The sequence below is a fragment of the Pantoea sp. SGAir0418 genome (assembly GCF_043529865.1).
The window spans coordinates 1,400,604-1,412,528 of the sequence record NZ_CP027911.1 but is presented as its reverse complement, the minus strand read 5'-3'; the positions used below and the strand labels follow the sequence as shown (position 1 = coordinate 1,412,528).

The following is an 11,925-nucleotide window of genomic DNA, read 5'->3' as shown; positions in this document are numbered from 1 at the left end:
CGTTTCACTTTTGGACTTAGTCATGGCTTACACTACTTTCTCACAGAACAAAAATGACCAGCTGAAAGAGCCGATGTTCTTCGGCCAGTCAGTGAACGTTGCCCGTTTCGACCAGCAGAAATACGACATCTTTGAAAAGCTGATCGAGAAGCAGCTCTCTTTCTTCTGGCGTCCGGAAGAGGTTGACGTCTCGCGCGATCGCATCGACTATCAGGCGCTGCCGGAGCACGAGAAGCACATCTTCATCAGTAACCTGAAGTATCAGACGCTGCTGGATTCCATTCAGGGCCGCAGCCCGAACGTAGCGCTGCTGCCGCTGATTTCGATTCCCGAGCTGGAAACCTGGGTGGAAACCTGGGCGTTCTCCGAGACCATCCACTCACGCTCGTACACTCACATCATCCGTAATATCGTCAACGATCCGTCACTGGTGTTTGATGACATCGTGACTAACGAGCAGATTCTGGCGCGCGCGCAGGATATCTCGAAGTATTACGATGATCTGATCGAGATGACCAACTACTGGCATCTGCTGGGTGAAGGCACGCATCAGGTGGCGGGCAAGAGCGTGACCGTGAATCTGCGTGCGCTGAAGAAGCAGCTGTATATCTGCCTGATGAGCGTTAACGCGCTGGAAGCGATTCGCTTCTACGTCAGCTTTGCCTGCTCGTTCGCCTTCGCCGAGCGCGAACTGATGGAAGGCAACGCCAAGATTATTCGTCTGATTGCCCGTGACGAAGCGCTGCACCTGACCGGCACTCAGCATATGCTGAATCTGATGCTTACCGGTGAAGACGATCCTGAAATGAAAGAGATCGCCGCTGAGTGCCGCGACGAGTGCTTCGACCTGTTTAAGAAAGCGGCCGAGCAGGAAAAAGAGTGGGCTGAGTATCTGTTCAGCGGCGGCTCAATGATTGGTCTGAACAAGGACATTCTGTGCCAGTACATTGAGTACATCACCAATATCCGCATGCAGGCGGTGGGCCTTGATCTGCCGTTCCAGACGCGTTCGAACCCGATTCCATGGATTAACTCGTGGCTGGTGTCAGATAACGTGCAGGTGGCGCCGCAGGAAGTTGAAGTGAGCTCCTATCTGGTGGGTCAGATCGACTCCGAAGTGGGCGAAGACGACTTCAACGATTTCCAGCTGTAAGCATGAGCCGTTCCGTGATAATCCTGCGCAGCTCCGGCTCCCGGCTGGAGTGCGCAGACGAACACCCTAATCTGCTGACGACGCTGGAAGCACACAATGTGTGCGTCGAGTTTCAGTGTCGCGAAGGCTACTGCGGCTCTTGCCGCATGCGTCTGCTGAAAGGCGAAGTGGATTATGCGGAAACCCCATTGGCGTTTATTCAGCAGGGCGAGATTCTGCCCTGCTGTTGTAAGGCCAGAGGGGAGATTGAGATCGAGCTGTAACCTGCCGCTACACCAAACGCAAAAGTCCTTTAATGCTGCAACATCCATACAGGTCGTCTGAGAGGTTGCCGCTTGCTGCACCGGCGTAAATCCATCCCTGGAGCCTGCCGCCGCGCCGTCCTGGCGCGGAGGCTGCTGCAAGCGGCAACCTCCCCCACGCCCTATCAGGCTTCTTCATTGCGGTAACAGAACGTCACCCTGCAGCGACACTAATGCTAATGGGAAGAGGGGATGTTGAGCTAAGCCGGACGTCACGCGGCAAGGATGCCGCGTGACGAGGCCCGCAGGGAGCGGGTTTTGCCGTTCCGGGCGTGCTCAACTTCCCCTCTGACCTTGCTGATGATGACCGCCAGCACAATTGAGTCAGCTCTTCACCGTCTCCAGAACATCAATCCAGCCGTGACCGGTACTGACTTCACTGCCGTGCAGCCAGCGGCGCAGCATATTCATCGCCATCATCGCTACCACTTTCTGCCGGGTTTCCAGATTGTGCCGCCCGTGGGTAAATTTCACCCGCTGGCCCCAGCTGGCTTCCGGGGTGTGCAGCGCAATCGACACTTCCCCTTCCTGCAAATCACCAACCGACAAAGCCAGCACCGTGCCCTGCTGAGCGGCCAACTGAAGCGTGCGCGTAACCTGCGCTTCCAGCGACTCCTCACGAGCCGGCAGCAGCTCAGCGGCGCTAAGCGGCACCTGCGCGGCGGCCAGCTGCCAGTGCAGCAACCCGGCTGTGTATTGTTCGCTCAGAGCAAGGCGGAAGCCGCGATCTTGCAGTTCCCGCGCCAGCACGGCGGGCAATCCTTCAAAGCCATCAAAAATGGTGCACTCGGCCAGCAGTAACTTAACCTGCTGCCACACCTGCTCCATCGCCACGCGCTTGCTGGCCGGGCCGGTTAGTTTGATCTCAATGATGGGCATCGACGAACGGTAGCCCATCACTACGCCCTCCGGCAGCGGCAGCGGTTCAAGCTCGGCGGCGATATCGCTCTCGCCGCGACCAAAGGTGGTCAGACGCAGGCACAGTGGGGGTTCTGGCAACGTAAAACGCGCCTTAAGACGCGGAATAATCTGCTGCTCAACCATCACTTTGAATTCTGACGGCACGCCGGGCGTAAAGAAAATCCAGCAGCGATTAAGCTGCAGGGCAAACCCACAGGCGGTGCCGACCGGGTTATCGATCAATTCGGCATTGGCCGGAATCTCCGCCTGCTTGCGATTACTGGGTGCCATGAGCCGCCCGCGGCTGGCAAACCAGGCTTCCATCTTCTCCAGCCACGCCTGTTGCAGCACCAATTCGCTGCCGCTGGCGGTGGCCGCTGCCTGGGCGCTGAGATCGTCGCTGGTCGGCCCGAGACCGCCGTTTACGATCAGCACGTCGGCAATTTGACTGCGACTCTGTAGCGCTTCAACCAGCGAGCTCATCGCATCGCCGACCGTGCTGCGACTGGTCATCGGCAGGCCGTGCTGAAACAGCACATCGGCCAGCCACGCGGCGTTGGTATCGACAATCTGCCCATGTAACACTTCATCGCCCGTTGAGAGCATTTCGACACGTATCACGATCTCTTCTCCTTATCCCTGTGGCTTTCACTGTAGGGAGCGCGCAGGCGAAACACAATCGCCACCGGTGCGAAATAGCGGGTTAATCGCGATGCGGAAAGGAAACAGCGGGAAAGCAGGAATCGGGCGCGACGAACATCGCGCCCACGGGGATTAACGGCGCGCCAGCAGCAGGCCAACAAACAGACCGGCAGCCGCACCGATACCAATGCCCTGCCACGGTTTTTCATGCACGTAATCGTCGGCACGATACGCTGCCTGTTTGGCACGATAGTAATAGCTGTCGGACGCCTGGCTCACGCGATTCTTCACGTCTTCCAGCGCCTGCTCGGCTTTCTGCTTCAGTTCGATATATTTCTGGTCCGCCGGATCGCCCGAGGAGCGCAGCACTTCTTCCAGCGTTTCCGTCAGCAGCGCCAGATCGTCATCAAGACGGGTTTCAAATTGATCGGTAGATGACATGTTCACAATCCTCCATGTTTAAATGCGGTGTCGATTAACTATAGTCATAAATTGCGTTTTTGCGCCGCGCCGTCATCCGCTGACTACGCTTTTTGCCGCGCTGAACGCAAAGTTATGTCATCCGGGGCGTTGCACGCGGAATTGTGCTTCGTTTATTTGATTAATCTGATAAATTTTCAGCGGACTGAATTTTTTATTTTCGCCACTGTCGTAACCCCCTGTAGCCTGACGCTAAATGTCTTGCGACAGCCTCAATACACCCGAGCAGCTAAGGAAAAGATTTCCGGCATGAATCGTAGAAAATTTATGAAAGCGTCCATGGCCCTCTCTGCCGTTAGCGGCATGACCGGGCTCTCCTCGCTGTTTGCGCAGTCCGCCTGGGCCGATGATGGCATCGCCGACGGAACCGCCGTGCGCTTCGATTTCGATGTGCTGAAAAAGAAAGCCGCGGCGCTGGCCAAACAGCCCTGGGGCGGCGCGCCCGGCCCCCTGCCCGCGACCCTGGCCAATCTGACACCGCAGGCGTATAACGAAATTCAGTACGACGCTAACCACTCACTGTGGAACAACATCGCCGACCGCGAGCTGGATGTGCAGTTCTTCCACGTTGGCATGGGCTTTAAGCGCCGCATTCGCATGTTCTCCGTTGACGCCGCCAGCCGCGAGGCGCGGGAAATCCACTTCCGTCCGGAACTGTTTAATTATCACAACGCCAACGTGGATACCCAGCAGCTGGTGGGTAAAACCGACCTCGGCTTTGCCGGTTTCCGCGCCTTTAAAAAACCGGAGCTGGCGCGACGCGACATCGTTTCTTTCCTCGGTGCCAGCTACTTCCGCGCGGTAGATGAAACCTACCAATATGGCCTGTCAGCCCGTGGCGTCGCGGTTAACACCTTCAGCAATGGCCAGGAAGAGTTTCCCGACTTCACCGCCTTCTGGTTCGAGACGCCAAAAGCTGAAGACACCACCTTTGTGGTGTATGCACTGCTGGACGGGGCCAGCGTCACCGGTGCCTACAAGTTCACCATCCACTGCGAAGAAAAACGCGTGGTGATGGAGGTGGAAAACCACCTGTTTGCGCGCAACGAGATTCGTCAGCTCGGTATTGCGCCAATGACCAGCATGTTCAGCTGCGGCACCAACGAACGCCGCATGTGCAATACCTATCATCCGCAGATTCATGACTCCGATCGCCTGGCGATGTGGAGCGGCAGCGGCGAGTGGATTGCCCGTCCGCTGAATAACCCGCAGCGCCTGCAATTTAATGCCTATCAGGATGAAAACCCGCGCGGCTTCGGTCTGCTGCAGCTGAATCATGATTTCAAAGATTATCAGGACGTGATTGGCTGGTATGACAAACGACCCAGCCTGTGGGTTGAGCCGATCGGTAAATGGGGTAAAGGCGCCATCAACCTGATGGAGATCCCGACGACCGGGGAAACGCTGGATAACATCGTCTGCTTCTGGCAGCCGGCCGAGCCGGTCAAAGCTAGCAGCGAGTTTAATTTCCAGTACAAACTCTACTGGAGCCAGCTGCCGCCAGTCCGCAGCGGTCTGGCCCGCGTTGACGCCACGCGCACCGGTATTGGTGGCTTCCCGGAAGGCTGGGCACCGGGCGAACACTTCCCGGACCAGTGGTGCCGCCGCTTTGCTATCGATTTCATTGGCGGCGACCTGCAGGCGGCCGCGCCGAAAGGTATCGAACCGGTGATCACCGTGTCGTCCGGCACCTTCAAACAGGTGGAGATTCTCTACGTCGAACCGCTGAAAGGTTACCGTATCCTGTTTGACTGGTATCCGAACAGCGACTCAACCAAACCGGTGGATATGCGCCTGTTCCTGCGCACCAAAGATGAGACGCTGAGCGAAACCTGGCTGTATCAGTACTTCCCGCCACCGCCCGATCAGCGCAAGTACACCGACGACCGGCAGATGACGCCGGGCTAACCTGCACGGCGAGGCCAACACCTCGCCGTTAGTTTTTCTGCATGCCGACGTGCGGAATATTATCTTCCAGATAAACGTCCGTGACTGCCCGGAAGCCCAGGCGACCATAAAAGCCTTCCAGATGCGCCTGCGCGGACAGATACACCGCCCGCTGCGGCCAGTGCTGTTCGCAGCTGTTCAGCGCCTGCTCCATCAGCCGATAGCCCAGTTTCAGGCCGCGCGCCTCTTCCGACACAATCACCCGACCAATGGTCACCGGCGAAGAAGCCAGCGCGGGCGTCAGCAGACGCGCATACGCCAGCAGTTTGCCATCAAGAAAGCCCAGCAGATGGCGGTTATCAGCCGTCAAATCCTGGCCATCTATATCCTGATACGGACAGGCCTGTTCGACGATAAACACCTGATTGCGCAGCGCCAGCACGGTATACAGCTGCTGCGCGGTCAGTTCACTGTGGTGGCAATCAAGCCATTGCATATCCATCGTGCTTCCTTGTCTGAGCGAAAAAAGTGATCTTCACAGCCTATCACAGCGCATGCGCTAAACGCAGTGGGCAGCACGTAACAGGGGCGGGCACGCGGAGCTATGTGATCAAACTCTCAAATTGCAGGCAAAAAAAATCAGGCCCGCAGGCCTGATTGTGAAGATGACGCACTGTTTACATCAGCGGCTGAGCCAGCTGCACCAGCGTGATGAGCGGCTGCGGATAAACACCGAGCAGCAACACGAGGATGGCGGAGATCAGCACCACCACACCACCGGCGGTGAACGCCCAGTTGGCCGGGGTATCGCGGGTGTGCAGTTCCGGCGGGCTGAGGTACAGGCTAACCGTAACGCGCAGGTAGTAATACAGACCAATGGCGCTACCGGCGACAACCGCTGCGGTCAGCCACCACAGATGCGCGTTAACACCAGACGCGATGACGTAAAACTTACCGATAAAGCCCAGCGTCATCGGGATACCGGCCAGCGACAGCATCATCACCGTCATCACGGCGGAGAGAATCGGACGATGCCAGAACAGACCGCGATACGAGTAAAGCGTATCCGCATCCGGACCACGGTACGGGCTCGACATCAGGCTGACTACACCGAAGGCGCCGAGGCTGCTGAACAGGTAACCGGCCAGATAGACACCGGCGGTTTCCAGCGACAGCTGATGGGTTTTCACCGCAATCAGCGCCACCAGCAGATAGCCAAGATGCGCGATAGATGAATAGCCGAGCAGACGCTTGATGTTGCTCTGCGAAATCGCCATCAGGTTACCGAACAGGATCGAGACGAAGGCAATCACACCCAGCACGGTGCGCACCGCTTCACTGTCGGTTACCGGTGCGTACATGAACAGACGCATGATGACCGCAAAGATAGCGATTTTGCTGGCGGTGGCGAGGAAGGTCGAGACCGGAGCCGGCGCGCCCTGATAAACGTCTGGCGTCCACAGATGGAACGGCACCAGTGACAGCTTAAAGCCAAGACCGATGATCATCATGCCCAGCCCGACCAGCAGCAGCGGCTGCTGAATCATGCTGTCATTCAGGCTCTTGCCGAGCTGCACAAAGCTCAGGCTGCCGGAATCGGCGTAGACCAGCGCAATACCGAAGATCAGGAATGAAGAAGCCGCAGCCGACAGAATCATGTACTTCAGCGCCGCTTCCAGCGAGCGCTTCTGACGGAAGGCGTAGCCGATGAGACCAAACAGCGGCAGCGACAGCAGTTCGATACCGATGAACAGCGCCGCCAGATGGTTGGCGCTGGCCAGCACGATCCCGCCCAGCGCCGCAATCAGCACCAGCAGATAGAACTCATCTTTGTTGTCCGGGAAACCGGCCAGCCACGGATAAGCAAAGGTGCAGGTTGCCAGACTCGCCAGCATCACCAGCGCGGTATAGAACATCGAGTAGCCATCCACGCGCAGCAGCGGCGTGACATCCATGGCGCCCACGTGGCCCACAAACCACAGCGACAGCAGCGCGAGGTTAAGACCGATGACCGTCAGCGTGGCATTAACAAAGTGGTTGCGTCGCCACGCAATGGACAGCATCACAACCACCACCGTCAATCCGACGATTAACAGCGGTAGCAACGCGATCAATTGTTGAGGAGTTATTGTCATGGCGAATTACGGCCTTGTAGTTGAAATTGAAGCGGTAAACCACTGCTGAATATTGCTCATCGCAGCATGGGACGTGTCGAGGATTGGCTGCGGATAAACGCCCAGCAGCACCAGCAGCACGACCAGTACACCGATGGTCAGGAATTCGCGCGGCGACATTCCAGCCAGCGGCTCTTTTGATTTGGCTTCGCCGTAGTAAGCGCGCTGCATCATGATCAGCGAGTACACCGAGGCAAATACCAGGCCGAAGGTGGCAATCACGATAATCAACGGCACCACCTGATAGCTGCCGGTCAGAATCATGAACTCACCCACAAAGTTACCGGTGCCCGGCATACCGAGGTTGGCCACGGCAAAGAACAGCGACAGGCCCGGAATCCACTTGATGCGCGACCACAGGCCGCCCATCTGGCGCATGTCACGGGTATGCAGACGTTCATACAGCTGACCGCACAGGATGAACAGCGCCGCGGCCGACAGGCCGTGCGCAATCATCTGCACCACCGCGCCCTGGAACGCCAGCTGGCTGCCGGTGTAGATGGCAATCAGCACGAAGCCCATGTGCGAAATCGAGGTGTAGGCGATCAGGCGTTTGATATCGGTCTGCGAGAACGCCATCCAGGCGCCGTAGAAGATACCGATGATGCCGAGCCACATGGCGATCGGTGCGAACTCCGCCGAGGCATTCGGGAACAGCGGCAGGCTAAAACGCAGCAGGCCGTAAGCCGCAGTTTTCAGCAGGATACCGGCAAGGTCAACCGAACCGGCGGTCGGTGCCTGGCTGTGGGCATCCGGCAGCCAGCCGTGCAGTGGTACCACCGGCATTTTCACCGCAAAGGCGATGAAGAAGCCGAGCATCAGCAGATACTCAACGGTGTGTGACATCGGCGTTTTCAGCAGCTCTTCATAGCTGAACGTCCAGACGCCAGTGGCGTTGTAGTGCACGAACACCAGCGCCAGAATGGCAATCAGCATCACCAGACCTGACGCCTGGGTGTAGATGAAGAATTTGGTTGCCGCGCTGATACGGGTTTTCCCGTCAGACGCTTTGTGACCCCAGAGCGCGATGAGGAAGTACATCGGCACCAGCATCATTTCCCAGAAGAAGAAGAACAGGAACATGTCGATGGCGAGGAACACGCCGATCACGCCGCCGAGAATCCACATCAGGTTGAGGTGGAAGAAGCCCTGATACTTTTCGATTTCATTCCACGAGCAGAGAACCGCCATCAGACCCAGCAGGCCGGTCAGCACCACCATCAGCAGCGACAGGCCATCCAGCGCCAGATGGAAATTAATGCCAAAGCGTGGGATCCACGACACCAGGAAAGTCGACTGCCACTGCGGCAGGCCCGCAGCCTGCGTCAGCGAATAGCCGCCCTGCAGCCACAGCTGCAGGCCCAGCGCCAGCGTCAGCCCCATGGTGATCAGGGCAATCCAGCGCGGCACCTTCGCGCCAAGGCGCTCAGCCAGCCAGCAAAGCAAGCCCCCAACAAAGGGTATAATTATTAGCCAAGGTAATAACACGGCGTACATTCCCTATTTTCGTCTTCGTTCAGGCTATCGGACGCGCCTGTTTCGCCTCGCCCGCGCGGGCAACGTTCACGTATTACTACGCGCCGGTTGCTGCGCTGACGAACACCAAACTGACTGCGTTGATCTCACCCGTGCATCAGACAATTTTGAACATTCTTACGTGGGGCGCTAAACCATCGCGCGCCCCGCTCATCAATCGTTAAATCACCAGCATCAGCGCCAGCACCACCACGGCACCGACGCTCATCGACGCGATATACCAGCGCAGATAGCCGTTCTCACTCACCACCAGACCTTTATTACCGATGCGCGACAGCAGCGCCGGCAGGTTCATCAGTGAATTGAGCGGATCGCGCTGCAGCAGCCAGGCAATGCCAAGGTACGGTTTAACAAATACCTTGTCGTACAGCCAGTCGAAGCCCCAGGCCGCAAACCACCAGGTGCCGAAGAAACGGCCCGGCGCGCTGTTGGCGATGCGGGTGACCAGCTGACGTTTGCCCAGCCACAGCGCGGCGGCAATCAGGATTCCGATAATCGCCACGGCACCCGAGGTGATTTCCAGCGCCACTTTGCCGGTTTCACCAAACTCGTTCTGTGGCAGCACGCCCGCCAGCGGAGGCGTAATCAGCGCGCCAACGAAGGTCGAGAGTACCAGCAGCACAATCAGCGGCAGATGATGCGTAATGCCTTTACCGGCATGCGCATGAATTTTCTCTTCGCCGTGGAACACGATGAAGATCATGCGGAAGGTGTAGATTGAGGTAAGGAATGCACCCACCAGACCGGCGACCATCAGATTGATGTGACCGTTAGCCAGCGCACCGAACAGAATCTCGTCCTTACTATAGAAGCCGGCGGTAATCAGCGGCAGCGCGGCCAGCGCAGCACCGCCCACCAGGAAGCAGACATACACCAGCGGGATGCTCTTACGCAGACCGCCCATTTTGAAAATGTTCTGCTCGTGATGACAGGCCAGAATCACGGAACCGGAGGAGAGGAACAGCAGCGCCTTGAAGAACGCATGGGTCATCAGGTGGAAAATCGCAGCGTCCCACGCCTGTACGCCCAGCGCCAGGAACATGTAGCCGATCTGACTCATGGTGGAGTAAGCCAGCACGCGTTTGATGTCGGTCTGCACCAGCGCGGCGAAGCCCGCCAGCACCAGCGTAATCGCACCAACGATACCCACCAGATGCAGCACTTCCGGCGTCAGCAGGAACAGACCGTGGGTGCGGGCAATCAGATAGACGCCTGCGGTTACCATGGTGGCAGCGTGGATCAGCGCGGAGACCGGCGTCGGACCGGCCATCGCATCGGCCAGCCACGTCTGCAACGGCAGCTGTGCCGATTTACCCACGGCACCGCCCAGCAGCATCAGCGTCGCCCACTGCAGCATGTGGTTGTCCGCCGCGAAGTGCGCCGGGGCCAGCTCCATCAGCTCACGGAAGTTCAGCGTACCCAGTTCGTTGTAGAGAATGAACAACGCAAAGGCGAGGAACACGTCACCGACACGGGTGATGATGAAGGCTTTCATCGCCGCTTTGCCGTTTTCCGGATTGCTGTAGTAGAAGCCAATCAGCAGGTAGGAACACAGCCCTACCCCTTCCCAGCCCAGGTACATCAGCATCAGGTTATCGGCCAGCACCAGCACCACCATGCTCGCGATGAACAGGTTAGTGTAAGCGAAGAAGCGTGAATAACCCTCTTCACCGCGCATGTACCACGAAGCGAACATGTGGATGAAGAAGCCGACGCCGGTGACCACCGACAGCATGGTCAGCGACAGACCATCCAGCACCAGGTTCACTTTGATGTCAAAGTTACCCACGTGCATCCAGGTCCACAGCGCCTGAGTAAATGGCTGCTGGCCATGACTAAAGAAGTCCACACCCACAAATACGGTGGTCAGCGCCGCAAGGCCCACTGAACCCATCCCCACCGCAGCCGACAGGTTCTCCGACCAGCGACCACGGGAAAACGCCAATAGCAGGAAGCCAATCAGCGGAAATAATACGGTTAAATAGAGAAGATTCATCCGCGCATCTCGCTCACTGTGTCAATGTTCAGCGTCTGACGACGACGATAGAGCTGGAGCAGCAGCGCCAGACCAATACTGGCTTCCGCCGCCGCGAGGCTGATTGCCAGGATATACATCACCTGACCGTCGGCTTGTCCCCAGTAGCTGCCTGCCACCACCAGCGCCAGCGCCGCGGCATTGATCATGATCTCCAGACCGATCAGCATAAACAGCAGGTTGCGGCGCAGTACCAGCGAGGTCAGGCCGAGAACAAACAGCACAGCAGCCAGAATCAGGCCGTGTTGTAACGGGATCATGCGTGCTCCTCCTTATTGGCCGCCGCGTCTGACACGCGGTTGCTCAGCACTTCGCCCTGACGATCTTCACGTCCGATATGGAACGCCACCACCAGACCGGCCAGCAGCAGCATTGACGCCAGCTCAACCGCCAGAACATACGGGCCAAACAGATTGATGCCCACCGCTTTGGCATCGATGACGGTGCCGTCAATACCCTGATCGGTTGCGGTCAGGATGGCGTAGATCATCACCACCAGCAGCAGCAGCGAGACAATGCCCGGACCGATCCACAGCGACGGCTTCAGCCATTCGCGCTCCTGATCCTGCTGGGTTTTGCCCAGGTTGAGCATCATCACTACGAACACAAACAGCACCATGATGGCACCGGCATAGACGATGATCTCCAGCGCACCGGCAAAATAGGCACCCATTGAAAAGAACACGCCGGCAATCGACAGTAGCGAAACAATCAGGTACAGCAGCGCATGTACCGGATTGGTGTGGGTGATGACGCGCAATGTCGTCAGCACCGCCACCAGTCCGCAAAGATAAAACGCAAATTCCATACCTGGCT

The 11,925-nt window shown here is 57.8% G+C and carries 11 protein-coding genes; 3 read left to right on the top strand and 8 right to left on the bottom strand.

Annotation, left to right across the window (positions count from 1 at the left end):
* Positions 1-22 precede the first annotated feature (22 nt).
* On the top strand, positions 23-1,153 hold the full coding sequence (nrdB, locus tag C1N84_RS06415) for a class Ia ribonucleoside-diphosphate reductase subunit beta (RefSeq protein ID WP_394541798.1): 1,131 nt from the start codon (positions 23-25) through the stop codon (positions 1,151-1,153).
* Between the two features lie 2 nt (positions 1,154-1,155).
* Entirely contained in the window at positions 1,156-1,416 is a 261-nt protein-coding gene (gene yfaE, locus C1N84_RS06410) for a class I ribonucleotide reductase maintenance protein YfaE (protein WP_059009141.1), read from the top strand.
* A gap of 363 nt (positions 1,417-1,779) precedes the next feature.
* Here yfaE and C1N84_RS06405 read toward each other — a convergent pair whose 3' ends face one another.
* Positions 1,780-2,976: a nicotinamide mononucleotide deamidase-related protein YfaY gene (locus C1N84_RS06405; RefSeq protein WP_264442593.1), complete on the bottom strand. Its 1,197-nt coding sequence runs from the start codon at positions 2,974-2,976 to the stop codon at positions 1,780-1,782.
* Positions 2,977-3,129: 153 nt separating this feature from the next.
* On the bottom strand, positions 3,130-3,438 hold the full coding sequence (gene elaB / locus C1N84_RS06400; RefSeq protein WP_021509227.1) for a stress response protein ElaB: 309 nt from the start codon (positions 3,436-3,438) through the stop codon (positions 3,130-3,132).
* Between the two features lie 288 nt (positions 3,439-3,726).
* On the opposite strand from elaB, the gene C1N84_RS06395 reads away from it, so the two are divergent.
* Positions 3,727-5,385 (top strand): glucan biosynthesis protein D, encoded by a 1,659-nt coding sequence (locus C1N84_RS06395; RefSeq protein ID WP_264442590.1) that lies wholly within the window; start codon positions 3,727-3,729, stop codon positions 5,383-5,385.
* Positions 5,386-5,413: 28 nt separating this feature from the next.
* On the opposite strand, the gene C1N84_RS06390 is transcribed toward C1N84_RS06395, so the two are convergent.
* The 6 genes from C1N84_RS06390 to nuoJ form a co-directional block, all read right to left on the bottom strand.
* Positions 5,414-5,866 (bottom strand): GNAT family N-acetyltransferase, encoded by a 453-nt coding sequence (locus tag C1N84_RS06390; protein WP_021509225.1) that lies wholly within the window; start codon positions 5,864-5,866, stop codon positions 5,414-5,416.
* A 175-nt stretch (positions 5,867-6,041) separates the two neighbouring features.
* Positions 6,042-7,499: an NADH-quinone oxidoreductase subunit NuoN gene (gene nuoN, locus C1N84_RS06385; RefSeq protein WP_031280039.1), complete on the bottom strand. Its 1,458-nt coding sequence runs from the start codon at positions 7,497-7,499 to the stop codon at positions 6,042-6,044.
* Between the two features lie 6 nt (positions 7,500-7,505).
* Positions 7,506-9,026, bottom strand: coding sequence for an NADH-quinone oxidoreductase subunit M (nuoM, locus tag C1N84_RS06380; protein WP_031280038.1), 1,521 nt, complete (start codon positions 9,024-9,026; stop codon positions 7,506-7,508).
* Positions 9,027-9,234: 208 nt separating this feature from the next.
* Complete coding sequence (gene nuoL, locus C1N84_RS06375) at positions 9,235-11,070, bottom strand: NADH-quinone oxidoreductase subunit L (protein ID WP_058775806.1); 1,836 nt, start codon at positions 11,068-11,070, stop codon at positions 9,235-9,237.
* A complete protein-coding gene (gene nuoK, locus C1N84_RS06370) occupies positions 11,067-11,369 on the bottom strand; it encodes an NADH-quinone oxidoreductase subunit NuoK (RefSeq protein ID WP_013509877.1) in 303 nt (100 codons plus the stop codon). Before nuoK ends, nuoL begins: the two co-directional genes overlap by 4 nt.
* Positions 11,366-11,917: an NADH-quinone oxidoreductase subunit J gene (gene nuoJ / locus C1N84_RS06365; protein ID WP_264442576.1), complete on the bottom strand. Its 552-nt coding sequence runs from the start codon at positions 11,915-11,917 to the stop codon at positions 11,366-11,368. Before nuoJ ends, nuoK begins: the two co-directional genes overlap by 4 nt.
* Positions 11,918-11,925: the final 8 nt, after the last annotated feature.